The sequence below is a fragment of the Magnetospirillum sp. ME-1 genome (assembly GCF_002105535.1).
Taxonomy (GTDB): Bacteria; Pseudomonadota; Alphaproteobacteria; order Rhodospirillales; family Magnetospirillaceae; genus Phaeospirillum.
The window spans coordinates 1,783,756-1,807,765 of the sequence record NZ_CP015848.1 but is presented as its reverse complement, the minus strand read 5'-3'; the positions used below and the strand labels follow the sequence as shown (position 1 = coordinate 1,807,765).

Sequence of the window (24,010 nt, the reverse complement as noted above, 5' to 3'; positions counted from 1 at the left end):
CTGTGCTACCATGCCTTGAAATCGTACTTCCCGTGGGGGGAAGCATGGCCAACCAGTTTCGCAGCGATCCGGTCTATTCCGTCGGGCATGTCAACGAATACGCCCTCGACAGGGATTCGCATCCGCCGGGCCATCATCCCCATTCGCCCTATCCGCCCAACGAACCTCCCCATATCCAGCACAGTATCGCCGATGTGGCCTCGATCCTGGGGCTGCCCGACGCCGCCATCACGCCGGCGGTGCTGAAGGCGGTGACCGGCCTGCTGGGCGAGGCCGACCGGCTGCGCTGGATGGAGTCGCAATCCCGCCGCCGCCAGGCGTTCCTGGAGGGGCTGGCCGAGCGTGATCCGGTGGTCCCGGCGCTCAACCGCCGCGGCTTCATCCGGGAACTGGAGGCGCTGCTCAGCATCGGGCACGGCTCGGGCACCCTGGTGCTGCTGCACGTGGCGGGAATCGAGCATTTGCGTCAGGCCCAGGGGCTGGCCGCCGGCGACGGGGCGTTGCGCCACGTCACCGCCCATCTGGTGGGATCGCTGCGCACCTCGGACCCGGTGGGGCTGATGGGGGGCAGCGATTTCGCGCTGCTGCTGTCGGGGACCGAACTGGCCGCCGCCCGCGACAAGGTGCGCGACATCATGGAGCGCATCAACCTGCAGCCCTTCTACTGGCAGGGCGACGTTCACAGCTTCGCGTTGTTTTCCGGCTACCATGTGCTGCAGCCGGGCGAGAACGCCGAATCCGCCGTCGCCGCCGCCGACCGGGCAAGGCGCGGCCTGCCGGGGTGATTTCTGAGTCAGAAGACACGGAGGGCGCGGATGCGGCGCTACGCACCGCTCGCGGATGAACACGGAAATCATTCATCCGTGTTCAGAGAGAGTAGGATGCCTTATCCGAGCCGTTTAACAGGGGGCAGAAAAACTCCCGTCATTCCCTCGAAAGCGGGAATCCATGCACCCACCGCTCAATATCGTGCGGCAGAGCTTCGTTCTCATCCCGGCATGGACCCCCGCCTGCGCGGGGGTGACGATAAAAAGGGAGGGGGAACGCGTTTTTCGCAGCCTGTTAAATCCGCCTCAGTTGATGACTTCCGGCATCACCCAGCCCGATTGCAGGGCGATGCGGACCGCCTGGGCGCGGTTGGCGGCGCCGATCTTGCGGTAGACGTTGCGCAGGTGGACCTTGATGGTGATTTCCTGCAACGACAGCGCGATGGCGATTTCCTTGTTGGTGCGACCCTCGACCAGCTGGGCGAGGATCTCGCCCTCGCGCCGGGACAGGCGGTCGAAGGGCGGAGGGGCGCCGGCCGGCCTGGCGGCCACCGGGGTGATGGACTGGTTGCTGGGGTCCTCGAAGAAGGTGCTGGACGGCAGGTACTTTTCTCCCGACAGCACCAGGCGCAGCGCGTTGACCATGGCGGTGCCGCTGACCGTCTTGGGGATGAAGCCGGCGGCCCCGGCCTGTACGGCGGACACCACGTGGTCGCGGGTGGAATAGCCGGAAACGATCACCACCGGGGTATCGGGCACCCGGGCCTTGATCTGCTGCAGGCCGGAGAGGCCGTCCATTCCCGGCATCATCAGGTCGAGCAGCACCAGCCCGATTCCGGGCTTGTCCTCGATAACCTTGATGGCCTCGCCCAGGGTGGCGGCGTCCAGAATTTCCACGCTCGGATCGAGTTCCTGCAGGAATGGCCTCAAGCCATCGCGGACCAGCTTGTGGTCGTCAGCCACCAGGATTTGCATGAGTCCCGCTCCCAAATAAAACAGATACCCCCGCCCCAGAGGGGCCCCAACCTACTCGAAAGTATAAACAAGCTTTTTGGAACAAACAATGGAGTAGCAAGGCGCCCCTGAAAAAATTACTAGGTCGGCGGCTGGAGGAAAATAGTCACCAGTTCGCCCAATTGTCCCAGCGCCACCGGCTTCTTCAGGACGGCGCAGCGGTCGTCCTCCAGATTGGCGGCAACCCGTTCCGTGGCGCCCAGGTGGCCGGTGACGATGACGATGGGCAGCAATGGGTCGTAGTCGCGCAGCCTCTCCACCAGCTGCTCGCCATTGCCGGCCGGCATGCGCAGATCGGTGATGACCACATCGGCGGGGTCATCGGAGAACAGCTTCCAGGCTTCGATGCCGGTTCCGGCGACGCTGACCCGGTAGCCCAGTTCCCGAAGGTATCTGGCCAGGGTCTGGGCGGCGGTGGCCTCGTCGTCCACCACCAGGATGTGGGCGTCACCGGACCCGGCCTGCACGGGAGAGGGCGAGAGCGAGGGCAGGGGGATCGGGCCGGCGGCGTCCAGATCCAACGGCAAGGAAATGGCGAAGCGGGCCCCCACCGGGCTGTCCTGCAGGGCCAGCTCCCCCTTCATGGCGGTGATCAGCCCATGGCTGACCGACAGGCCGAGGCCGGTGCCGCGCCCCGCGTCCTTGGTGGTGAAGAACGGTTCGAACAGATGGGCCTTCATGGATTCGGAAATGCCGGGGCCATTGTCGGCGATGATAATTTCCACGTGATCGTCCCGCCGGTCGGCGCGGACGGAAATCTCGCCGTTCCAGTCGGCCGGCATCGCGTCCTTGGAATCGCGCAGCGCGTGATGGGCGTTGTTGAGCAGGTTCATCATCACCTGCTCCAACTGGATGCGCCGCCCCCGCACCGGCAGCGGGGCGGCGGGCAGGGCATGGCGGACGCAGATGCCGTCGGGCCGGAACTGGCCTTCCAGCACCTCGATGGCCGAGCGCACCGCCAGGGCGGCATCGAAGACCTGGATGGGGGTGGTGTCGCGGCGCGAGAAGATGCGGATGTCGTCGATGATCTCGGCGGTGCGTTCGCATTGCTCAGCGATCATGGTGAATTGCTGGGTCTGGAAGTCCTGGCTGGCCTTGTTCCGCTCGATCAGCATCAGGGCGCCCTCGGCGGTGAGGCGGATGATGTTGAGCGGCTGGGACAGCTCGTGGACCAGACCGGCGGCCATCTCGCCCAATGTGGCCAGCTTGGCGGTCTGCAGCAGGGTCTCCTGCACCCGTGTGCGCTCGCTGATGTCGCGGACCACCAGCAGGCGGGCCGGCAGGCCCCGAAACGAGATGGAGCAGGCCAGGACCTCGGCCTCGAAGGGGGTGCCGTCCAGCCGCAACAGGCGATAATGATTGAGGATATGGCCCGGCGGCGGCGAGTCGAGGCGTTCCAGCGCGTCGCCCCGGCTGTCGGGGTGAACCAGGTCGAGCACCGGCCGCCCGGTGAGCGGCGCCCAGGAACTGGCGCCGAAGGCATGGATGGCCGCCTGGTTGGCGAACAGGATCGAGCCGTGGCCGTGGACGACGATGGCGTCGGGGGCCAGTTCCACCAGGGAACGGTAGCGCTGCTCGCTTTCGGCCAGTTCCCTGGCGATCTGCTGGTGCCGCGACCGCATGCGCAGCGTGGCGATGCCGTGGGACAGATTGCGCGCCACTCCCATCAGCATGCTGACCACCTGGGTGTCGAACATGCCGGGCTGGGCGGCATAGAACATCAGGGCGCCGATGCGGCTGTCGCCTTCACCCACCGGCAGGGCGACACTGGAGCGGAAGCCGAAGAGCTCGGCCTTGGCGCTCCAGGGCGCGAAGATCGGGTCGGTGCGGGTGTCGGCGACCACATAGGGCTGACCGGTGCGGATGGCGATGCCGGTGGGGCCCTGGCCGAACTGATCGTCGTTCCAGCTGACCGTGAGATCGTTCAGGTAATCGACCGCATAACCGGCGCGGGCCATGACCGTCACCTTGCGGTCCGGCGGCTGTCCGGCATAGCCGATCCAGGTGAGGCGGTGACCGGCCTCGGCGCCGATCAGGCAGATCTGGTCCAGCAGTTCCAGCTCGTCCGAGGCCTGCAGCAGGGCCTCGGTGGCCCGGACCAGCAGATTGGCCGCCTGATCCATCCTGCGCCGACCGGTATTCGTGTCGCTGCCCTGGGACATTACCGCCCTCTCCCTGTTCCCCCGACGATGATACGGTGCCGGAGGGGCGGCGCAACCGGATTGTGCTGCCTCTTGAGCGCGAGGGCGGCTCGTGCTTTGCTGCGCCGCCGGCCACCAGCGAGGATTCACGTGCGCCATTTCATCGCCTTTCTGCTGACGTTCGCCTGGGGCGGAGCCGCCCTGGCCGCCGAATCCGCTCTCGACCTTCTGGACGCGCCGGAATCCTATACCGCCGCCTTCTCGGTCACATCGTCGCGGGGCACCTATCACGGCCGGGTCTGGCACATGCCGGGGCTGGAGCGGCGCGAGGTGGCCACCACCGGCGGCGGCCAGGGCATCCTGATCGATCGCAAGGCCGATTCCGCCACCTTGCTGAACCTGTCGGGGAAATGGCATGTGGGACTGTCGCTGCGGGCCGCCGCCGGCATGGTGGGGGGGCTGGAATCCTGGACCGCCAGCCGGACCCGGGTACGCGAGGAAACCGTCGCCGGCCTCAAGGCCACCCGCTGGAAAACCCGGGCCGAGGGACCCAAGGGCGGCTTCACCGGCGACATCTGGACCAGCCGTGAGGGCATCGTGGTCAAGGCGGCCGGCGTGCTGAGCAACGCCGACGGCGATGATTCCCCGGTGGAAATGACCCTGTCCGACCTGCGGGTCGGCGCGGTGGACCGTCAGGTGTTCGAAGTGCCCAAGGGCTGGTTCGGCTTCGACCTGCGCCAGGTGCCGCCGGACAAGGTGGTCCAGGCGGTGGAAAGACTCAAGCCGCTGCTCGAGGGACGCAAGGGGTGTCCGGTGAACCATAAGCTGAAACCGTGTCCCTAGGATTTCAGCGATGTTCATGCCTGTGATTGAATCATAAGATGAAACTATTTGAAGCACAAGGCGATACTGGCCGACAGAATCAGCAAAAATTGGACGGTTCGTCTTCGTCATCATCCTGACTGCGGATCACGTCCAGCCATTCTGCAAATTCATCGATGCCATATTTATTCTTGGCCAAATTGCAGGAGAGATGCGTGATCTGGACGTTGGCGTCGTCGTAGGCACCATTTGCACTGTCGATGCGGTCGGCTGATGGCTGAAGCATCCGGTTCTTGGTTCCCACAGGGATGTGCCCCTGGCACAACGGGCAGAGCCCCCGTTGGCTATGCCATTTACGGGTCAGCAGGGGCATGAGATCGCTGATGTTCGGAGCGCTCCGCAGTGGGTTGATCTTGACACCCTCTTCACCGCTGCGCTCTACCCGTTGCTGAATGAGCAGTGCCATTCTGGTGATTTCGGCTTTGAGGGCCTTGTCAGCCGTAGGGGCAATAGCGGAATGCATTTCGAGGTAGGTGCGCACACCTGGGCGCAGGTTCAACTGAATTTCCTCAATATCGAGGCCCATTACCGCTTCGCGCTCGCTGCCGACGGCCTCGACTAGGTTCCCTCGATTTTCAATCCAGCCAATCTGGGAATATGCCGTGGGGATGACTTCCCGCGCCTCAGGAAAGGGCGGTCCGGCCATGACTGCCGCCCGGGTGACAGCCATCGCATGTCCCCATCGATTTTCTCCCCAATGGCGGACTGACTCCTGCCACGAAGCCTCTGGGATGATCTCTTTCGTAGCCAAAACTTGGCCGGGCTGGATGACTACCGCCGATATGATCCGGCTGCGGTGGAGTGGGTCTTCGGTCGAGCTGGGGCTCGTGGTGCCAACGTAGATCAGGATGTCGATGCCCGGTCGGAAGGCACTCAGGCGAGTGGCAACGGATTTCTTGGAGAACGATACGCAAGGCCAATAGTCGCTGATCGGCCCCCATTCGCTCTTAAGATAGGCGACGTGACAGGGTCTGTGCGGGGTCCGCCCCGAGGTTGAACCGATTGATGCGCAGGAACTTGTAGCCATACGACTCGATGATCATTTGCCGCTCGATGTCGTCCGGCTTGTAATACTCCGCCCAATTCCCGACATGGACGTTCTTACGGTCGGTGAAGTGTTCCTGGAACCCCACGGGGCCATACCGCTTCTTCAGACGGTTCGGCAACTTGGCTGAATGGCGAACGATCAACTTCCGAAACTTGTTCAACTCGCGGTCGACGTTATAGGTCAATCCCCGCAGGATCTGTTCGGTCGGCGTATCGTCCCGATCAAGGATCATGGAAATGAGGATGGCGTCCTTCAGGACATCGGTCAGCAAAACCGAATTCTTAGCCAGCAGATACGGGGCGCAGAAGTCAAGCAGCCGCCGGGCTGTTTCCACCGACGGAGCCCCGCCATCAATCTTGCATTCGACGAAGCTGTTCCAGTTCGAAAGATTGGTGGGTTGAATGCCCAGGTGATCGCAAAGCTCCTGACGGGAGACCTTGCTCAAGGCATGGACCTCCAGCAGCAGCTTGGTGGCGTTGCGAAGGTGCCGCTTGCTGGGCAAGGGGCGAACAGCAAAATCAACGACAGGGGCGGTGCTCATGATTGATCTCCTTGATCCGTGGAAATTTGATGCCCGGATCATCTCAATCTGAGATCAATAAATCTATTATAAACATGGCACTAATAAGTCAATATTCAGTGATCGCTGAATCATCTGAAAATCAGTCTTGACGCCCCCGGATTCCTAAGTCTGTCTCCCTGCGCTCATTGGGAGGGGAATTTAGCCAGAGGCGCTTGATACTCCATCTAGCGTTATCGCGTCGCCACATGACAACATCTTGCGTTCATCGGCACGTGAAGATATATTGCGCCAATTGGTGGTTGGGGAGTGGGTCCAATGCCCGCGCTGAAGACATACGATCTGTTCATTTCGCATGCTTGGACTTACACCGAGGTGTACGCCAAGCTCGTCGATTTCCTGAACGCAGCACCGTTTTTTGCCTGGCGCAACTATTCGGTCCCAAAGACCGATCCGTTGACGGGTGGGAGTGCGGCCAAGCTGACGAGTGAACTCGATCGCCAGATTCGCCCGGTCAACTGCGTGCTGATTATCGGCGGCATGTATGTCTCCTACCGGGATTGGATCCAGAAGGAGATCGACATAGCCAGATCCTATAACAAGCCGATCGTGGGCATTCGACCCTGGGGATCCCAGATGATGCCACAGGCTGTTACTCAGGCCGCCCGCGAAATCGTTGGATGGAATACCGCCAGCATAGTCGATGCCGTGCGTAGGCATTCGATCTGATGTCCGAGATCGCCGACAAGCCGATATCTGCGCTGCAAGCCAAGCGTGAAGGGTATCCCGAGGACAAATTCGAGGTTCACCTACTCGACCAGTACAAGCTCTATGTCGAGATGGCGGATCGGGTCAGCGCCCGCAGGATGCAGGCCAGCAATATGTACATGCTGGTGCTCTCCGCGGCGGCCACGGCCTTCGCGTTGGTTCCGGATAAACTCTCGGACAAGGCAAAGCCGCTGCAATTGGTGTTGGCCATGGCGGCCCTCTTCATTGGGGTCCTCTGGCACAGATCGTTGGCCTATTACAGGGATCTCAACGAGGCCAAGTTCAAGGTGATCCATGAGATGGAGGCTGGCCTCGGCCACCATCGCTGAGATGTCCTCCCGGGCCCGTGCCAGGGCATCGAGATCGATCTCAGAATTGAGCACCTTGCGGACGTAGGTGCTGATCGTCTTGTGCTGCCACATGGTGAGATGCGTGGCGTAGTTGGTCTCTGCCTTAGCCACTGGCATGACAACGTACCGGTTGATCCGTGGGTCGCGCACCCGGATGGTCGCCAGGTCGGATGGATCGTATTTAATCTTGACCATCTTGTCCGGCGCTGCCTCGTGGAAGGCCGGGTCCTGCAGCCAGCCGACGATCTCGTCGCTGACGTAGTGAAGGTGCTCGAATTCGATTCCTGTGCGCCGGAGCTTGCGGGTATCCACCCGCCCCAGCAGAGCGTCGAGCTCCGAGATGTGGCTGACCTGGCGGACCGGTGATGCCTGACAGCCGCGCAGCCAGGCGTTCACCGGGATGTCGTTGATCCCGCGGTGCTTGTTGCGGCTGAAAACGTCAACGACCCACTTGTGGACGATCGCCTGCAGGGTGCTGAACGGGATGATCGCGTTCTTGACCGGGTCGTAGTCGTCTCGCTCGAGGATGTTAGAGAAGGTGGTGCCTGGCTGCTGTTGCAGGAAGGTCTTGTTGAGCGTCTTGAAGAACCGCTCGACCGAGCCCTTGTACCAGGGCTGCTTGGCCGGAGAATGACGGATATCGATGTGCATGCAGGCACAAAAATCCTCGAGGTCGGTGCCGAGGAATTCCATACCGCGGTCGAGCGACAGCATGTCCGGCACGCCGTGGCACGGCCACTCGTTCTCGATCTCGGGGAACTTCTCGTTCAGCCAGCTCTTAGGCCGCATCGCGTTGCGCAATGCCTGCATCACCGAATGCACCGAGGGCGGCTCAAAACCGAGGTAGAAGCCGGTCACCATGCGCGAGAACTTATCAACGCAGACGGTGAAGTAGGGGCGTCCCAGCGGCAGATAGGTGTCGTCGTCAACGCAGAAGAGGTCGACGTGGGTGTGGTCCATTTCGACCACGGCCAACGGGTGCGTCGCATTGGCCTGCGGCTGCACGGCGTCGAAGGCGAGCTTGGCCGCCCGCTTTCCTTGCCGGGCTTCAGTGACATCGCGCAGGTCGAGGTCTTTGACCAGATTGTAAAGGGTCCTGACCGAGGGGCAGGCCATCTGGTCCGTATCTGAGCGCAGCCGATTCTCGCGATTGATTCTTCCCCGCAGGTGGTAGTGGATCTCGCCAACCGTCCGGCGCTCTGGCGTCATATACTGTTCGGCAAGTAATTCATCAATGATGGCTCGGACGTCGCTGCCAAGACGGTCCGACCGGTTCCCTTTGGCCTTGGTTCTATCGACGAGTAGGCGGAGGTCCGCCTTCTCACCGGCACGACGCCTCCAGCGGCAAATGGTCAGGTAGCTTGGTGGGTTAGGATCGTTGAACTGCTCGGCCAGCCGCCGAATGGCCTCCTCAGTGGGGCCGTGGCTGAGTTTGACGATGCCCATCTTCAATAGGCCATCGAGATAGCGGCGCCGGCGCCGCGCCGCTTCCTTCAGATCATCGGGATGCGAATGGAAATCCTCCTGGAGGGCTTCCAGTGATGCCTTGCTGGGAACGGTCGGAATGATACGGAGCTCGCCCTCAACCAGGGCTTCGGCCAACTGGTTGTCAGTCGTCGTCCGCTTCTCGCCGGTGGCGATGGCCTCGAGCAGAATGGCACCGTCAGCCAGCCGCTCCAGCACACGGTACTGATGGTCCTGCAGAAACAGGGTGTCGCCACGAGCCAGGCGTATGGCGGTCATTGGCGTGCCTTTACGGTAACGATGCCGGGTGGATTGTTTGAGACGTAGACCATGGTGGATGGGCCCAACGGCTCGTTGAGATCGGCGAGCAGCTTTCCCTGGCCGACCAAGCCGAAGACCGTCGCCTCCGGGATCGGCCGGCCGACTCGGCCGGCGGCTAAGTCGCCAATGCTGATGGTATGGACGCTTTCCAGAATCTCCCGAATGTTCGGCAGCGCTGGTGCTGGCAATTCGAACTTGGCTGCTCGGTTGATCACTGCGGCATTGGACAGACGGGGCTCAGTCCGGATGAAGCTCTCGGCGTCGATGAGGAAATTGTGTCCCATCTGCTCAATGACCGCTCCGACTTTGCGAAGCCGCTTCTGCAACTCCTCATCGGCTAGGTCCTCATCGGGTTTCACCTCGTGTACCTCGGTGCCATCGATGGTCTCCAGCAGAAAGTCTGGCGTGTAGTGATGGAGCCCGCCAGCGAAGCCGTATTCGACCTGGAAAGGCTGAGCATGGATGGCGATGACGGTAGGATCGACCTCAGCCAGCAGGATGAAATCCCGCTCGATCTGGCTTTCCCAGGGGATCATCCACCCCATTTTCCGGCTCGCAAAGCGACCAGTTACCCGCACACTGCAACGTGTCACCACATTGCGGACAGGGCGCCCAGGAACAAACGGCTTTCGCAGCATGGTGTTTCGACAACAGGTTTCACTGCGGTCGACGATAACAGCCTTAGGGCGTGTCGGCTAGTAACAGCTTATGGTTCAAAAAGCGGATTCTGCACCGGATTCCGGGCCCCAAAGCGGCCATTTTGAAGCATAAGGTGTTACTGGAACTGGGATGGGAGGGGGAAATAGGGGGCGGGAAGGCGCTAGTAACACCTTATGGCTACAATGGTTTCAGCTTATGGTGCAGCCTACAAGGGGAAGTAGGGGCGAACCCTACCAGGTCCGCACGCGGCCGGTATCGATGTGGACGAAATCCGAGGCGGGATAGATGCCGACACCGCCGGCCTTCAGCGACAGGGCGGCGCGGCCCACATGCTTGGTGGCGTGGCCGGGCAGGCGGATATCCACGGCCTTGCCCTGGGTGTGCAGGGACTGGGTGGCGACGCCGTCGCTGAGCGAGGCCATGATGGCGTTGGTGGCGGGCGAGCGATAGCCGCAGATGATGTGGATCGGACCCTTGGCCCCCACCTTGCGCTGGACCGAATTCATCATGTCCAGCAGCTTGGGATCGATGGGGTGGACCTGGTTGTTGCGGTGATCGCGCAGGAAGCGGCTGATCTGGGCGATGGACTTGGTCTGGTAGTGGCCTTCGGCCCAGTACACCGATTTCAGGCTTTCGCCGGTATGGGTGTTGTAGAGGTGGATGTGGCGTTCGGGCATGCGGCGGACGGCGGCCTCGACCGGGTTGCTGACCACCAGGGTGGCCGCCGCGCTCAGACCGAGCCCAAGGAAGCCACGTCGGCTCTTCGCCTTATCGAACATTCCCCCTCCGTCCTCTTTTTCCCGAGGCTCTCCCCCTCGGGTGGGGACCTTATTACCATTTCCGGGCGGGCAGGAGTCAACTACCCCTTCGTCCCCACCCGGGTAGGCTCTGATTCGTATGGAGACGGTCAGGACGCGCCGGCGGTGCGACGCGGCGCCGGGGCATGGGCGCGGTCCAGCGCGGTCATCAGGCGGCGGTCGTGGCCGTAGATGTCGTCGCGGAAGTGCAGGTTGCCGCTTTCGTCGGCCCAGGCGGTCCAATACATCATGTAGACCGGCGTGGTCCGTTCCAGCATCAGGGTGCGGGTGGATTTGTTGGCGGCGAGATTTTCCGACAGCTTGCCCTGCCAGCGCGAGCCCAGCAGCAACTCGCCCAGGTCCACCGGGCGTTCCAGACGCACGCAGCCATGGGACAGGGCCCGGTACGAGCGGCCGAAGACCTTCCGGTTGTTGGTGTCGTGCATGTAGATGTCGTCGGAATCGGTCAGGTTGAACTTCAACTGGCCCAGCGCGTTGTCGGGGCCGGGCGGCTGGCGCAGGCGATAGGGAAACTTCTTGCCGATGGCGTTCCAGTCGATGCCGTCGCCGGCCGTGCCGGTGCTGTCCTCGGGAAGGTCGACGATCTGGAGATTGCTGGTGGCCAGGTAATTGGGATCCTTGCGCAGCTTGGGCAGGATTTCCTTGTTGGCGATGGAGCTGGGCACCCGCCAGGCGGGGTTGAGCACCACCGAACTGACGGTGGTGTTCATGCTGGGGGTGGGGTGCTTGACGTCGCCGACCACCACCCGCATGGACATGACGATGTTGCCGTCATCCACCACTTCCATCTGCTGGGCCGCGATGTTGACGGCGATGTGGTGGCGCCCGAACGAGCGGGGCATCCAGCGCCAGCGTTCCAGATTGGCGGCGATCTGCCGGGCGCGGGCGTCGGCGGGCACGTTGAGATGGGCCAGGGTCTTGCCGCCGACGGTGCCGTCGGGGTCGAGGCCATGGCGGGTCTGGAAACGCTTGACCGCCTCGACCAGCGGGCCGTCATAGGTCTTGCCCTCGGCGAAGCCTTCGCCCAGATCGCCCGAGGCGATCAGGCGGCGGCGCAGCACCGGGATGCGGTCGTCGGTCTCGCCGGGGACCAGCTTGTCGCCCGGCGGCAGGGTGGGCCAGCCACCGGCGGCGGCCATGGCGCGGGCCTTCTCCAGCCCGTCGCGCAGGCGGATATAGCCGACATAATGGGGCGAGATGGCTTCGGCCTGTTCGGCCAGGGGCTTGCCGTCAGCCAGCGCCTTGAGGAAGCGGGCGCCGTCGAACTCGCCCCGCGTCTCGGCGCCGAAGCCGCCCACGTTGCGGGCGGGCAGAACTCCACCGATGGCCAGGTCGCGGCCGAAGCGCAGCAGCGTGGCGCTGACCAGCACGTCGCCGTCCTGATCGCCCGGCGGATTGGGCACGGCATAGGTGGCGGGATCGAGGCCCTGGGCGGCGGCCAGGGCGCGCGCCTCGGCCAGCAGGGCCTGGGCGGTGGCGGCATTCCAGGCGGGCTGGCCCTGCCGTGCGCGATAGAAGTCGCGCAGCGCCTTGGCCTCGGCGGCGGGCTCGGCCAGCGGGGCCGAGGCGATGGCCGCTTCGATGCGGCGCAGGGTTTCGGCCGAGGATTGGGCTTGCGCGCCCGGCTCCCAGCCGAGGACGGCCAGACCCATGGTCAAGGAGAAAAGCAGCGGGCGCGACGACAGCACTTATGACCTCTAGCCCGGATTGCGGGCGAACTACATCGTTGGGGGAGGGTCGAAAGCCCTCCCACATGACTCGATATCGATCCAATCCGTCCGGGTGTCAACGGGCAACAGCGGCGTTGCCCGGATTTGTCACAACTCGTCAGCCCTGGGCCCAGGGCAGGCCCGAGGCCTTCCAGCCCGCCGTCAGGCCGCGATGCTTGGCCTGATCATGGGGACCTTCGAAGCCGTCGGTGATGTTCCAGGCGGCGGTGTAGCCCAACTGGGTCAGCAATTCGGCCGCCGCGCGCGACCGCACGCCCGAGCGGCACAGCAGCAGCAGGGTATCGTCCTTCTTCACCCCATGGGCCTCGACCTGGGCGGCGAAGGCGTCGTTGCGGGCCATGGTGGGGAAGACCTGCCACGAGACCAGCAACACCTGCTTGCCTACCGGCGACAGATCGGGAACACCGACGAAGGACCATTCCGCCTGGGTGCGGACGTCGATGATCTTGGCCGCAGGGTCGGAAGCAAGGCGTTCCCAGGCGTCCTTGGGGGAGATTTCCCCGGCATAGCCGAGGGTGTCGGGATTGGTCATGGCTGGCTCCAGAAGCAAAACTACATAAAATCTACTGCATAATAGAGCTAATGTACACAGAAAAATGTTGACCAAGGTGTGAAATGTGGGCTACACCGTAGTTTATCGAAGACATACACTTTTATTGGTGTAAAAACGCAAGAGGGCCAGTTATGAAGGACGCCACCCACGCCGACCTCTCCGCCATCGAGCCCCTGGTTCGCTCGTCGGATCTGGCGGAATACCGGCAGGGACTTCAGCGCCACCAGAGCGGCGAATGGGATGCGGAGCGCTTCACCGCCTTTCGCCTGCGCCACGGCGTCTATGGCCAGAAGCAGGCCGGCGTCCAGATGGTCCGCATCAAGATCCCCGGCGGCGTGGTGCCGACGCCCTGGCTGAAGACCCTGGCCACCGTCAACCGCGAATTCGCCAAGGGTCCGGCCCACATCACCACCCGCCAGGATTTCCAGCTGTATTACGTGCCGCTGGAGCGCACCGCCGACATGCTGGACGTGCTCAACGCCGGCGGCATCACTACGCGCGAGGCCTGCGGCAACACCCTGCGCAATATGACATCGTGCGCCCTGGCCGGCGCCTGCGGCCGCGAGCTGGTGGACGCCGGCAAGGTGGCCGACCAGCTGGCGCGCACCTGGCTGCGCCATCCCCTGGTCCAGCACATGCCGCGCAAGATGAAGTTCACCGTGTCGGGCTGCGCCACCGATTGCGGCGCCTCGCCCATTCACGACCTGGGCTTCGTGGCGGTGGAGCAGGGGGGCAAGAAGGGCTTCAAGATCCTGGCCGGCGGCGGCCTGGGCGGCCAGCCGATCATGGCGGTGGAAGTGCTGTCCTTCGTCGCCGAAGAGGATCTGCCCACGGTCATCGAGGCCACCGCCCGCCTGCACCAGCGCTATTCCAACCGCCGCGACCGCGCCATGGCGCGGCTGAAGTTCGTGCTGAAGCGCTTCGGGGCCGAGAAGTTCACCGCCCTCTTCCAGGAAGAGTTCGAGCGCCTGAAGAACCTGCCGCAGCGCCCCTGGCAGCCGCTGTCCTGGCGCAAGCCGGTCGAGGCTCCGGTGGCCCGCACCCCCGTCGGCGTGGTGCCCGGCCATGACGGCAAGGTGGCGCTGGTGGTCTACATTCCGCTGGGCATCGTCGATTCGGACCAGCTGGATGCCCTTTACGACATCGCCGTTTCGGCCGGCGTGACCCGTCTGTCCACCACCCGCGACCAGAAGCTGGCCTTCATCGACGTGGCCAAGGACAAGGTCGCCGAGGTGACCGCCCGGGTCCGCGCGCTGGGCTTCGACATCCCCGAGGCGGCCGAGGACGTGCCCGATGTGGTGTCGTGCCCCGGCACCACCACCTGCCGCATCGGCATCACCAATTCCCAGAGCTTCGGCATCCAGGTGGAGAAGGAAGCGCGCGGCAAGGCCGATGCCAAGGGCGTTTCGGTGCATGTGTCGGGCTGCCAGAATTCCTGCGGCCTGCACCACGTCGCCGATATCGGCCTGCACGGCATGGGCAAGAAGATCGACGGCAAGCCCGCCCCCCACTACCAGCTGCATTTCGGCGGCGACGCCTATGCCGGCCAGGTGGGTCTGGAAGGCCCCATCGTTCCGGCCCGCCTCGCCAACAAGGCGGTGGCCCTGCTGCGTCCCGAGATCAGGGCCGCCCGCGCCAAGGGCGAGGATGTGCGGGCCTGGGCCGAGCGGCTGGGCAAGGACGGCATCAACGCCATCCTGGCGCCGCTGGCGGCGGGCCAGGGCGACGACCTGTTCACCGATTGGGGCGATGCCGACGTGTTCGTCGGTCCGCCCAAGGCCAAGGGCGAGTGCGCCGCACCCCAGGTCAGCACCACCTATTACACCGATCTGGCCGATGACGGCCTGATCAACCTGGACCGCTTCTTGGGCACCGGCCGCTGGCCCGAGGCGCTGAAGGCCGGCGAGGAAGCCACCGTCTACGCCCTTCGCCTGCTGCTGGCCAGCCATGGCGTGACCACCGAGGACGACCAGGACGCGGAAGGGGTGTTCGCCCTGTTCCGCTCGTCGCCGGCGGCCTCCATCGAAGCGGTCAACGCCTTCGAATCGGTACTGGCCGAGCGCACCTCGGCCCTGGTCACCGGCGAGGCCGACACCTATCGCGAGGCGGTGGCCTACTTCATCGACACGGTCGGCGTGCTGGTCACCAAGCCCAAGGCGCCGGTGGTGGCCGAGGTGGGCGACCTGGCCTCGATCCTGGCGGTGGTGGCCTGATGCCGCTTGACGTCGACCATCTGATCGCCCGGTACGGCCATCTGGACGGCAAGGATCTGCTTGCCGCCCTGATCAAGGGCGAACTGGCCGGGCGCGTCGCCGTGACCTCGTCCTTCGGGGCGGAATCGGCGGTGCTGCTCGATCTGGTCGCCCAAGTCGATCCGGCCACCCCGGTGATCTTCCTCGACACCGACGAGCTGTTCGACGAGACCATCGAGTACCGCACTCAGTTGGAGCGCCGCCTGGGCCTCACCAATGTGGTGGTGGTGCGTCCCAGCGACGAGGAACTGAAGGACGCGGCCGATCTGTGGCGGACCGACGAGGACCGCTGCTGCGAGCTGCGCAAGGTGCGGCCCCTGGCCCGCGCCGTTTCCGGCTACGACGCCCTGGTGGACGGCCGCAAGCGCGCCCACGGCGCCGAGCGGGAAAACCTCGCCACCCTGTCGGACGGCGGCGGCGTGCTGAAGGTCAGCCCGCTGGCCACCTGGAGCGCCGAGGCCATCGAGGCCTATTTCGTCGCCCACGATCTGCCGCGCCACCCGCTGGTGGCACAAAACTACCGCTCCATCGGCTGCTGGCCCTGCACCCGTCCGGTGGAGCCCGGCCAGTCGCCCCGCGAGGGCCGCTGGGCCGGCAAGAACAAGAGCGAATGCGGCATTCATACAAAATCCCTGGGCCGTTAGGGCCCGGCGAGCAGAACGCGGAAAGAAACAAGAGATGATCATGAACGATCTCGACGCCTTGGAGAGCCAATCCATCTACATCCTGCGCGAGGCCTTCAACCGCCTCGACAAGATCGCCATGCTGTGGTCCATCGGCAAGGATTCCAACGTCATGCTGTGGCTGGCCCGCAAGGCCTTCTTCGGCCATGTGCCGTTCCCGGTGCTGCACGTGGACACCCACAACAAGATCCCCGAGATGATCGAGTTCCGCGACCGCGTCGCCAAGGAATGGAACCTGCCGCTGATCGTCGGCGAGAACACGCAAGCGCTGGCCGCCGGCATGGGGCCGCACAAGGGGCGCGTCGAGTGTTGCACGGCGTTGAAGACCGAGGGGCTGAAGGCGCTGCTGGCCAAGCACGGATTCACCGGCGTCATCGCCGGTATCCGCCGCGACGAGGAAGGCACGCGCGCCAAGGAGCGCGTCTTCTCTCCCCGCAACCAGTCGGCCGAGTGGGACTTCAAGGACCAGCCGCCCGAGTTCTGGGACCAGTTCAAGACCGATTTCGCGCCCGGCACCCATCTGCGCATCCACCCGCTGCTGGCGTGGTCCGAGCTCGACGTGTGGCGCTATATCGAGCGCGAGAACATCCCCATGGTCGATCTCTACTTCGCCAAGGACGGGCGGCGTTACCGGTCCTTGGGCTGCGCGCCCTGCACCGGCTCGGTGGCCTCCACCGCCACCACCGTGGCCGAGATCATCGAGGAACTGGAGACCACCAAGATTTCCGAGCGTTCCGGCCGTGCCCAGGACAAGGAATCCGAGGACGCCTTCGAGCGTCTGCGCGCCGGCGGCTATATGTGAGCGAGGGGACAGCACAATCATGAGCAACACCGCAACCGCCCTTAAAGTCAGCCCCGAGGCCTCCGTGTCCCAATCCGCTTCCCCCATGAAGATCGTCGTGGTCGGCCACGTGGATCACGGCAAGTCCACCCTGGTGGGCCGCATCCTCAACGAGACCGGCGCACTGCCCGAGGGCAAGGTCGAGTATCTCCGGGAAGTCTGCGACAAGCGCGGCATGCCCTTCGAATGGGCCTTCGTCATGGATGCGCTGCAGGCCGAGCGCGACCAGGGCATCACCATCGATACCGCCCAGATCCGCTTCAAGACCGCGCACCGGCCCTACGTCATCATCGATGCGCCGGGGCACAAGGAATTCCTGAAGAACATGGTGTCGGGCGCGGCGTCCGCCGAGGCTGCCGTGCTGGTCATCGACGCCCATGAAGGCGTGCAGGAGCAGTCGCGCCGCCACGGCTACCTGCTGCACCTCCTGGGCCTGCGCCAGATCGCCGTGGCGGTCAACAAGATGGATCTGGTAGATTTCTCGGAAACCCGCTTCAACGAGGTGAAGGCCGAGATCGTCGCCTATCTCAACTCCATCGGCGTCGAGCCCACCTACGTCATTCCGGTGGCCGCCCGCTCGGGCGCCAACATCGCCGAGACGGCCGCCGAGACCCCCTGGTATACGGGGCCCAGCGTTCTGGGGGCGCTGGACCTGTTCGAGCCGGCCAAGCCGCTGACCGATCTGCCGCTGCGCCTGCCGGTGCAGGACGTCTACAAGTTCGACGAGCGCCGCATCATCGCCGGACGCATCGAATCCGGCCGCCTCAAGGTGGGCGACACCCTGGTGTTCTCGCCCTCGGGCAAGATGGCCAAGATCGCCACCATCGAGACCTGGGGCAACACCGTGGCCGCCGTGTCGGCCGGGGCCGGCCAGTCGGTGGGCATCACGCTGGACGAGCAGATCTTCGTCGAGCGCGGCAACGTCGCCAGCCTGGAGCACCACACCCCCTACCAGTCCCACGACCTGAAGGCCCGCGTCTTCTGGCTGGGCCGGGGACCGCTCAAGGTGGGGTCGCGCTACAAGCTGAAACTGGCCACCGCCGAGCACGTGGTGGACGTAGTGACCATCGAGCGGGTCATCGACGTGGAGGACCTGGCCAACCACCAGGGCACCGAGGTGGCCCGCAACGCCGTCGCCGAGGTGGTGTTCCGCGCCAAGTCGCCCATCGCCCATGACTCGTTCATCGACAATCCCCGCCTGGGCCGTTTCGTGCTGGTCGAGGGCTACGACATCGTCGGCGGCGGCGTCATCGCCGAGACGCCGGCGGGCGAGGCGCGGTCGCGCTCGACCCACGTCACCGAGGTGCCCCACAAGGTGGATGCCGAGACCCGGGCCATCGCCAACGGCCATCGCGGCGGCGTGGTGTGGCTGACCGGCCTGTCGGGCGCCGGCAAGTCCACCATCGCCATGGAGGTGGAGCGCCAGCTGTTCCTCAAGGGCTGGCAGGTCACCGTGCTGGACGGCGACAACGTGCGTACCGGGTTGTGCGGCGATCTGGGCTTCTCGGATGCCGACCGCGCCGAGAACATCCGCCGCGTCGGCGAGACGGCCAATCTGTTCGCCGAGGCCGGCATGGTGGTGGTGACCTCGTTCATCTCCCCCTTCCGCGCCGACCGCGAGAAGGTGCGCGCCATCAATCCCGATACCTTCCACGAGGTGTACGTCGCCACCGGCCTCGACGAGTGCGAGCGGCGCGACCCCAAGGGCCTGTACAAGAAGGCCCGGGCCGGCGAGATCAGCTACTTCACCGGTATCGGCTCGGCCTACGAGGCGCCGGCCCTGCCGGAACTGACCCTGACTACCGAGGGCAAGAGCGTGGATGAGAGCGTCGCCGACCTGCTGCGCTATATCGAGAACGCCTTCTCGCTCTCGGCCCGCGAACAGGCCAACGGCTGGGGGCTGTAATACCGGCCTGTCATCCTGACGACCGCAGGGAGGAAGGATCTTTCAGCTGCAAGCGGCTGCCGCCATGGCGTGAAAGATCCCTCGGCTTGCGCCTCGGGATGACAGGAAAAGCCGGTTCTTTCGACGGAGGGGCGTCGCCTCGAGGGCGGCGCCCTTTTCCTATGGCGCCCTCGGCAAGGTGAAGCGGATGGTGCAGCCCTCGGTGACCATGGTGTCGACCCAGATGCGTCCGCCCAGGCGCTCGACGATCTTGCGGCAGATGGCCAGGCCGATGCCGATGCCGGGAAACTGCTCCGGGCCATGGAGGCGGCGGAACACCTGGAACACGTCGTCGGCATAGGACGGCAGGATGCCGATGCCGTGGTCGGTCACCGAAACGGTGACCATGTCGCCATCCAGGCTGGCGGCGATCTCGATTCGGGGGCTGGACTCGCTGCGGGTGAATTTCAGGCCGTTGTCGATCAGGCGGGTGAACAGATCGGCCAGAAGCTGGGCATTGCCCATGACCCGGGGCAGGGCCCCGGCCTTGACCGAGGCGGAGCGGCGTTCGATCTCCCCCTGCAGATCCTTGAGCGCCCGGCGCAGCGCCTCGTCCAGGCCGACCGGCTCCATGGCCGTACCCATGGGCGCCGTCTGGGCATAGGTGAGCAATCCGCGGACCTGATCCTGCATCCGGTGTCCCGCCGCTTTCAGATAGGCCAGCAGGTCGCGGGTTTCTCCGTCCAGGGTCGGGCCCATGCGGCGCTCCAGCAACTGGCTGAAGCTGACGATGCCGCGCACCGGTTCCTGCAGATCGTGGGCGGTGATCTCGGTCATCCGTTCCAGTTCGTGATTGGTGCTGATCAGCTTTTCCATGGAGGCCGCCAGGGCCTGTTCCGCCGCCTTGCGTTCGGTGACGTTTTCCAGGGCCACCAGCACCCGGTCCAGGCTGTCTTCGTGTCCCGGAGTGACGCGCCAATGGACCACCACCACCCTCGGTTCGCCGTCCAGGGTCTTGACCTCGCCTTCGACCGATAGTTGCGTCTCACCGTTCCAGATCGCCACCAGCTGGCGGGCGAAGGCCTGGCGCGACGCCGGGGTGAAGGTCTTTTCCAGATTGCCGAGCAGGGCGGCCGCGCTTGGTGCCTTGTGCAGCGCCAGGGTGGCGGCGTTGACGTTGATCACCTTGACCAGGGCGGCGCAGCGGTCGATGAAATCCGGATGGTGGGCGAGATGGCCGTCCAGTCCGCCGCCGATGGCGCCGTCGAGGGACAGGATCGCTTTCTTGACCTCGGAGAAGTCCTCTTCCCACAGCGAAACCGGGGAATTGTCGAACAGCAGCCGCAGATGTTCTTCCCGCGCCTGCAGCGCGTGGTAGCCGCGTTCGATGGCGCGGCGCATGTCGGCATAGGCCATGGCCAGCTCGTTCAGCTCGTCATGGAGGTCGCCCGGAAGCATTTTCCATTCGCCCGTGTCGAGATTGGCGTGGCGCACATGGGCGGCCATTCGGGACAGAGGCTGGGCGACGAGGGTATAGACCTGCCAGTAAAGAGCGGCCAGGATACCGGCCATCAGGGCGATGTTGGCCAGGAACAGCAATCCGGCCCGGTGATATACCGGCATGAGCATCCTGCCCTTGCTCACCGAGATGTCCAGGCGGCCGATACCCAGCTCGCGCGCCGAATAGAACCGGGTGAGGGGAAAGGATCTCGCGATCTCGTCGGGATCCTCGCGGGTGCCGCTCTCGGCCATGACGGTGCCGGCCTCGTCGGTGACGCGGACCTGCTGGACGTAGGGGAACTGGCCGATGCCCGCCACCAGTTGCGCCAGCCGCTCATGGTCCTGCAGCCAGACGTTTTCCGCCACGCTGGCCAGATAGCCGGCCTCGATCTGCTGGAAACGCTCTTCCGTCCGGCTGGTGGCGATGTGGTAGTCGGCGGCGACCAGGCCCGCGGCCATGGCCATGGCCATGACCAATCCCACGCTGCCCAGGCGGATGATTAGCCGATGGGCGACGCTGTTCTTGCGGGCGAGGGAGGACATGAAGGTCATTTGACCTCCGTCACCGATGGGCCCAGGCCGCCGAAGACCTGGCGGGCGATAGCATCGTACGATCCGTCCTTCTTCATCCGGCGCAGGATGTCGGCGACGGCCGGGGCCAGGTCGGCATGGCGGCGGTGCAGGTAGATGTACATGGGCACCCTGGCCAGCGGCGGCTCGGCGCAGACCAGCGGGATTCCGGCCTCGCGGGCCAGCCACAGGATCTGCCAGCGTTCATGCAGGATCAGTTCTACCCGTCCGGCCCTGAGCAGGCCCAGCAACTGGGCGGAATCCTTCACGGTGGTCAGTTCGCGTACCCGCGGCAGGTTGTGCTCGAACACCTGCCAGCCGATGACATAGGCGACGGAAAACGGCCCCACGGCGGCCCAGTCGGTGGGAAGCGGAGCGCCGGGCGATGCACAGGCCACGAAGTCGTTGACGAACATCCGCTCGGGAACGGCGATCAGATTGGTATATTCCCTGTCCAATCCCGCCACCCGTCCCGCCAGTCCGTCGATGATTCCGTCATCGGCCAGTTTGAGCGCCCGCGACGAGGCGGCAATGACCTCCAGGTCCGCCGGACGGCCCAGCTTGTCCGCCAGAAGGTGGATCAGGCGCTGGTGGAACCCGGTGCCGGCCGCGTTGGTCCAAGGAGCGATCATACCGGTGGAAAAGCGCAGGACATCGTCGGCCTTAACCGATGCGGGGGACATCAGCCCCGCCGTGATCAAGACCGCCATAGCCGCTCGCCAAAACCGATCGGCAATTCGTGTCAACGAATCCCCCCATCTCAGGTTTTGGCGATTATATCATAGGTCTGTAGTGCCTTGGCATATCCGTCGATAGGGGGCCGCGGCGATGGTCCTGATACGGTCAACGGAGACGGCGGAAATGCTGGGTGGTTGCCCAAGACACGGACATCAACTGGTAGACCGGGCGCCGAAGCGCCCGGTCCTTTGCTCGGCCACCGTCAGGCGGCGTCCTTCTTGCCGGGGCCCTCGATCAGTTTCTTGGCCTTGGCGAACAGGCTGGTGGGAGCCTCGCCGGCGATTTCGATGCGGCGGGGCTTCATGGCCTCGGGGATCTCGCGCACCAGATCGATGGTGAGCAGGCCATCGGCCAGATTGGCCCCCGTCACCCGCACGTGATCGGCCAGGGAGAAGCGGCGGGTGAAGCCGCGCGACGCGATGCCCTTGTGCAGGTAGCTGGCGCTTGCCTCCTCCTCAGGCTTCTTGCCGGTGATGGCAAGGACGTTGTCCAGGGTCTCGATCTCCAGTTCCTTGGACGAGAAGCCCGCCACGGCCAGGGTGATGCGGTAATGGTCCTCGCCGGCGGTCTCGATATTGTAGGGCGGGTAGGCGGAATCGGCGTCGGAGCGGGCCGCAGCCTCGGCCTGGCGGGCCAGGCGCTCGAAACCGATGGCGGTGCGCAGCAGGGGGGAAAAGTCGTAGCTCAACATGGTTCCATTCTCCTTTGCGAAGCAATGTCACGCTGTGGTCCATTCCATCGGACCTGTCCGGACCCTTCATAGGCATCCGGCGGAAATGATTTAGGATGGCTTTGCCGGGCTGCAAGGGTGGTTTGTTTCCCGGCGATTTGACATAGTCCCCCACGACGTTGGGCGGGGAGAGAAGGGGGCGGGAATGGCGCGCGCGACCATCGTGATCACGGGGGCGGCGATTCTGTGCCTGCAACTGATCGCGTCCCGGGTGATGACCCCGTTCTTCGGTGTCAGCCTGCTGATCTGGACCGGCATCCTGTCGGTCACTTTGCTGTGTCTGGCGCTGGGCTATTATTGCGGCGGCGTTTTCTGCCGGCGGCGTCCTTCCGACCAGATCCGTGACGCCTATTACCTTGCCCCCACCCTGTCGGGGGGCTGGCTGGTGGTTGCCGTCCTGCTCTATCCCGTCTGCCTCGGGCCGCTGGCGCAGCTGAGTCTGGTGGGGGGCGCCTTCCTGGCCTCGATCCTGCTGCTGGCGGTGCCGCTGGTCCTGCTGTCGGCGCTCAATCCCCTGCTGGTGGCGCTGGAGCGGCCCCTGCACGGCGAGGCCGATGCCGGGGCGGGCTGGGTGTTCTTCATCAGCACCATCGGCTCGGTGGGCGGTGTGCTGGTGGCCGCCTTCGCGCTGATTCCCCATCTTTCCGGCCGTCATTCCATCCTGGTCATCGCCGCGGTCCTGGGGCTGCTGGGCGCCATGGGCGGGGGAAAAGGCCGGACACTGGCGCTGGCCTGTCTGGCCGCCGCCCTGGCCCTGGCCATCCTCGACCCGGCAGGGCGGAGCGGAGGCGACGCCCGCGACGGCGAGGATCGGCCCTGGCGCACAATCGCCGCCTATCCCTCCGCCTTCGGGGTGCTGAAGGTGGTCGAGGTGGGCGAGGGGCCGGGCATGCTGCGCATCCTGTTCAACGACGGTCTGGCCCAGAACGGTTTCGACGCCGAGGGGCGCCCGGCGCTGCAATTCACCCATTTCCTCGAGGCGGGCGCCGCCCATCTGGCGCCCTCGGCCCGCAAGGTCCTGGTTCTCGGCCTGGGGGCGGGGGTGATCCCCGCCGCCTTCGAGGCCCGGGGGGCCAAGGTCGAGGTGGTGGAAATCAACCGCCGCGCCTATGACGCGGCCGGCGACCATTTCGGCTATCGCCCCGGCCCGGCGACCCGGCTGGTGTTCGCCGACGCCCGCACGCAGGTGCGCGGCTGCGCCCCCGACCACGACATCGTTTTCGTCGATCTGTTCTCGGGCGACGGCATCCCCGAGCATCTGCTGACCCGCGAGTTCTTCGCCGATGTGCGTGGCTGCCTGAACGATGGCGGCGTGGTGGCCATCAACAGCTTTCTCGACTCCCGCCACATGGAACCCACCAACGCCATCCTGGCCACCCTGACCCGGGTGTTCGGCCGGGTGGCCATGGTCGAGCAGGCCCGCCCGCCGTCCCGGCCGGTGACCAACGGCTTCCTGTTCGCGGCGCGCCGGCCCGGCCTTCTGGACCGTCTGGCCGAACTGAGGATCACGCCCGGCACGGTGTCGCCCCGCATGGCCGAGCAGATGGCCCGGTCGCTGGCCTCGCTGCGCTTCATCGACCGGACTTCGCCGCTGCTGGCCGGTGCGCCGGTGCTCACCGACGAGGACAACCCGCTGTCCGCCCTGGCCGCACCCGCCCAGATGGCCTATCGCCGCGCCATGGTCGGCACCATCCCCGATCCCATCCTGGCGGATTGATCGGGCCGGGGAGGCTTGACCAAAAGCAAGTTCCTCAGCACCGTCTCCATGATCTACT

The 24,010-nt window shown here is 64.9% G+C and carries 20 protein-coding genes and 1 pseudogene; 9 read left to right on the top strand and 12 right to left on the bottom strand.

Going from position 1 to position 24,010, the window contains the following annotated elements:
• Nucleotides 1–44: 44 nt before the first annotated feature.
• Nucleotides 45–785: a GGDEF domain-containing protein gene (locus WV31_RS08475; RefSeq protein WP_085373139.1), complete on the top strand. Its 741-nt coding sequence runs from the start codon at nt 45–47 to the stop codon at nt 783–785.
• 288 nt (nt 786–1,073) lie between these two features.
• On the opposite strand, the gene WV31_RS08470 is transcribed toward WV31_RS08475, so the two are convergent.
• Nucleotides 1,074–1,742 (bottom strand): response regulator transcription factor, encoded by a 669-nt coding sequence (locus WV31_RS08470; protein WP_085373138.1) that lies wholly within the window; start codon nt 1,740–1,742, stop codon nt 1,074–1,076.
• 119 nt (nt 1,743–1,861) lie between these two features.
• Nucleotides 1,862–3,943 carry an ATP-binding protein gene (locus tag WV31_RS08465; protein WP_145980782.1) on the bottom strand — a complete coding sequence of 694 codons (2,082 nt, stop codon included), beginning with the start codon at nt 3,941–3,943 and terminating at the stop codon, nt 1,862–1,864.
• Nucleotides 3,944–4,072: 129 nt separating this feature from the next.
• Here WV31_RS08465 and WV31_RS08460 point away from each other — a divergent pair, with 129 nt between their 5' ends.
• Complete coding sequence (locus tag WV31_RS08460) at nt 4,073–4,765, top strand: LolA family protein (protein WP_085373136.1); 693 nt, start codon at nt 4,073–4,075, stop codon at nt 4,763–4,765.
• A gap of 79 nt (nt 4,766–4,844) precedes the next feature.
• Here the strand turns inward: WV31_RS08460 and WV31_RS08455 are convergent, their stop codons facing one another.
• Complete coding sequence (locus tag WV31_RS08455; protein ID WP_237051550.1) at nt 4,845–5,474, bottom strand: hypothetical protein; 630 nt, start codon at nt 5,472–5,474, stop codon at nt 4,845–4,847.
• Nucleotides 5,475–5,751: 277 nt separating this feature from the next.
• Nucleotides 5,752–6,393 (bottom strand): hypothetical protein, encoded by a 642-nt coding sequence (locus WV31_RS08450; protein ID WP_145980781.1) that lies wholly within the window; start codon nt 6,391–6,393, stop codon nt 5,752–5,754.
• A gap of 297 nt (nt 6,394–6,690) precedes the next feature.
• Here WV31_RS08450 and WV31_RS08445 point away from each other — a divergent pair, with 297 nt between their 5' ends.
• Nucleotides 6,691–7,101: a TIR domain-containing protein gene (locus tag WV31_RS08445; RefSeq protein ID WP_068434352.1), complete on the top strand. Its 411-nt coding sequence runs from the start codon at nt 6,691–6,693 to the stop codon at nt 7,099–7,101.
• On the top strand, nt 7,101–7,469 hold the full coding sequence (locus WV31_RS22820; RefSeq protein ID WP_442915555.1) for a RipA family octameric membrane protein: 369 nt from the start codon (nt 7,101–7,103) through the stop codon (nt 7,467–7,469). Before WV31_RS08445 ends, WV31_RS22820 begins: the two co-directional genes overlap by 1 nt.
• Before the next feature lie 168 nt (nt 7,470–7,637).
• On the opposite strand, the pseudogene WV31_RS22815 reads toward WV31_RS22820, so the two are convergent.
• The 5 genes and pseudogenes from WV31_RS22815 to WV31_RS08420 form a co-directional block, all read right to left on the bottom strand.
• Nucleotides 7,638–8,141, bottom strand: a pseudogene (locus tag WV31_RS22815) (Mu transposase C-terminal domain-containing protein); the annotation flags it as partial.
• Nucleotides 8,142–9,229: 1,088 nt separating this feature from the next.
• A complete protein-coding gene (locus tag WV31_RS08435; protein ID WP_068434362.1) occupies nt 9,230–9,811 on the bottom strand; it encodes a TnsA endonuclease N-terminal domain-containing protein in 582 nt (193 codons plus the stop codon).
• 354 nt (nt 9,812–10,165) lie between these two features.
• Complete coding sequence (locus WV31_RS08430) at nt 10,166–10,714, bottom strand: DUF882 domain-containing protein (protein ID WP_085373133.1); 549 nt, start codon at nt 10,712–10,714, stop codon at nt 10,166–10,168.
• Nucleotides 10,715–10,842: 128 nt separating this feature from the next.
• Nucleotides 10,843–12,441: a L,D-transpeptidase family protein gene (locus WV31_RS08425; RefSeq protein ID WP_168185881.1), complete on the bottom strand. Its 1,599-nt coding sequence runs from the start codon at nt 12,439–12,441 to the stop codon at nt 10,843–10,845.
• A 139-nt stretch (nt 12,442–12,580) separates the two neighbouring features.
• Complete coding sequence (locus WV31_RS08420; protein WP_085373132.1) at nt 12,581–13,015, bottom strand: rhodanese-like domain-containing protein; 435 nt, start codon at nt 13,013–13,015, stop codon at nt 12,581–12,583.
• 152 nt (nt 13,016–13,167) lie between these two features.
• Between WV31_RS08420 and WV31_RS08415 the strand changes: the two genes are divergently transcribed.
• Genes WV31_RS08415 through cysC form a run of 4 tightly spaced genes read left to right on the top strand, consistent with a single transcriptional unit; the run spans nt 13,168 to nt 18,718 of the window.
• Nucleotides 13,168–15,249 (top strand): nitrite/sulfite reductase, encoded by a 2,082-nt coding sequence (locus tag WV31_RS08415; RefSeq protein WP_085373131.1) that lies wholly within the window; start codon nt 13,168–13,170, stop codon nt 15,247–15,249.
• On the top strand, nt 15,249–15,932 hold the full coding sequence (locus tag WV31_RS08410) for a phosphoadenylyl-sulfate reductase (protein ID WP_085373130.1): 684 nt from the start codon (nt 15,249–15,251) through the stop codon (nt 15,930–15,932). The genes WV31_RS08415 and WV31_RS08410 overlap by 1 nt, the downstream gene beginning before the upstream one ends.
• 40 nt (nt 15,933–15,972) lie before the next feature.
• Nucleotides 15,973–16,773, top strand: a complete 801-nt coding sequence (gene cysD, locus WV31_RS08405) for a sulfate adenylyltransferase subunit CysD (RefSeq protein WP_085375529.1) — start codon at nt 15,973–15,975, stop codon at nt 16,771–16,773.
• A gap of 19 nt (nt 16,774–16,792) precedes the next feature.
• On the top strand, nt 16,793–18,718 hold the full coding sequence (cysC, locus tag WV31_RS08400) for an adenylyl-sulfate kinase (RefSeq protein WP_085373129.1): 1,926 nt from the start codon (nt 16,793–16,795) through the stop codon (nt 18,716–18,718).
• Nucleotides 18,719–18,877: 159 nt separating this feature from the next.
• On the opposite strand, the gene WV31_RS08395 is transcribed toward cysC, so the two are convergent.
• The 3 genes from WV31_RS08395 to WV31_RS08385 form a co-directional block, all read right to left on the bottom strand.
• Nucleotides 18,878–20,749: an ATP-binding protein gene (locus tag WV31_RS08395; protein ID WP_085373128.1), complete on the bottom strand. Its 1,872-nt coding sequence runs from the start codon at nt 20,747–20,749 to the stop codon at nt 18,878–18,880.
• Entirely contained in the window at nt 20,746–21,450 is a 705-nt protein-coding gene (locus tag WV31_RS08390) for a substrate-binding periplasmic protein (protein WP_237051549.1), read from the bottom strand. Before WV31_RS08390 ends, WV31_RS08395 begins: the two co-directional genes overlap by 4 nt.
• Nucleotides 21,451–21,707: 257 nt before the next feature.
• Nucleotides 21,708–22,196 (bottom strand): Hsp20 family protein, encoded by a 489-nt coding sequence (locus tag WV31_RS08385; RefSeq protein ID WP_085373126.1) that lies wholly within the window; start codon nt 22,194–22,196, stop codon nt 21,708–21,710.
• Nucleotides 22,197–22,380: 184 nt separating this feature from the next.
• Here WV31_RS08385 and WV31_RS08380 point away from each other — a divergent pair, with 184 nt between their 5' ends.
• Nucleotides 22,381–23,952, top strand: coding sequence for a fused MFS/spermidine synthase (locus tag WV31_RS08380; RefSeq protein WP_085373125.1), 1,572 nt, complete (start codon nt 22,381–22,383; stop codon nt 23,950–23,952).
• Nucleotides 23,953–24,010 lie beyond the last annotated feature (58 nt).

What these genes read in the sequence shown, in the direction of transcription:
- WV31_RS08475 (WP_085373139.1), top strand. Translation starts at nt 45, where the DNA reads ATGGCCAACCAGTTTCGCAGCGATCCGGTCTATTCCGTCGGGCATGTC.
- WV31_RS08470 (WP_085373138.1), bottom strand. Translation starts at nt 1,742, where the DNA reads ATGCAAATCCTGGTGGCTGACGACCACAAGCTGGTCCGCGATGGCTTG.
- WV31_RS08465 (WP_145980782.1), bottom strand. Translation starts at nt 3,943, where the DNA reads ATGTCCCAGGGCAGCGACACGAATACCGGTCGGCGCAGGATGGATCAG.
- WV31_RS08455 (WP_237051550.1), bottom strand. Translation starts at nt 5,474, where the DNA reads ATGGCTGTCACCCGGGCGGCAGTCATGGCCGGACCGCCCTTTCCTGAG.
- WV31_RS08450 (WP_145980781.1), bottom strand. Translation starts at nt 6,393, where the DNA reads ATGAGCACCGCCCCTGTCGTTGATTTTGCTGTTCGCCCCTTGCCCAGC.
- WV31_RS08445 (WP_068434352.1), top strand. Translation starts at nt 6,691, where the DNA reads ATGCCCGCGCTGAAGACATACGATCTGTTCATTTCGCATGCTTGGACT.
- WV31_RS22820 (WP_442915555.1), top strand. Translation starts at nt 7,101, where the DNA reads ATGTCCGAGATCGCCGACAAGCCGATATCTGCGCTGCAAGCCAAGCGT.
- WV31_RS08435 (WP_068434362.1), bottom strand. Translation starts at nt 9,811, where the DNA reads ATGATCCCCTGGGAAAGCCAGATCGAGCGGGATTTCATCCTGCTGGCT.
- WV31_RS08430 (WP_085373133.1), bottom strand. Translation starts at nt 10,714, where the DNA reads ATGTTCGATAAGGCGAAGAGCCGACGTGGCTTCCTTGGGCTCGGTCTG.
- WV31_RS08420 (WP_085373132.1), bottom strand. Translation starts at nt 13,015, where the DNA reads ATGACCAATCCCGACACCCTCGGCTATGCCGGGGAAATCTCCCCCAAG.
- WV31_RS08415 (WP_085373131.1), top strand. Translation starts at nt 13,168, where the DNA reads ATGAAGGACGCCACCCACGCCGACCTCTCCGCCATCGAGCCCCTGGTT.
- WV31_RS08410 (WP_085373130.1), top strand. Translation starts at nt 15,249, where the DNA reads ATGCCGCTTGACGTCGACCATCTGATCGCCCGGTACGGCCATCTGGAC.
- cysD (WP_085375529.1), top strand. Translation starts at nt 15,973, where the DNA reads ATGAACGATCTCGACGCCTTGGAGAGCCAATCCATCTACATCCTGCGC.
- cysC (WP_085373129.1), top strand. Translation starts at nt 16,793, where the DNA reads ATGAGCAACACCGCAACCGCCCTTAAAGTCAGCCCCGAGGCCTCCGTG.
- WV31_RS08395 (WP_085373128.1), bottom strand. Translation starts at nt 20,749, where the DNA reads ATGACCTTCATGTCCTCCCTCGCCCGCAAGAACAGCGTCGCCCATCGG.
- WV31_RS08390 (WP_237051549.1), bottom strand. Translation starts at nt 21,450, where the DNA reads ATGTCCCCCGCATCGGTTAAGGCCGACGATGTCCTGCGCTTTTCCACC.
- WV31_RS08385 (WP_085373126.1), bottom strand. Translation starts at nt 22,196, where the DNA reads ATGTTGAGCTACGACTTTTCCCCCCTGCTGCGCACCGCCATCGGTTTC.
- WV31_RS08380 (WP_085373125.1), top strand. Translation starts at nt 22,381, where the DNA reads ATGGCGCGCGCGACCATCGTGATCACGGGGGCGGCGATTCTGTGCCTG.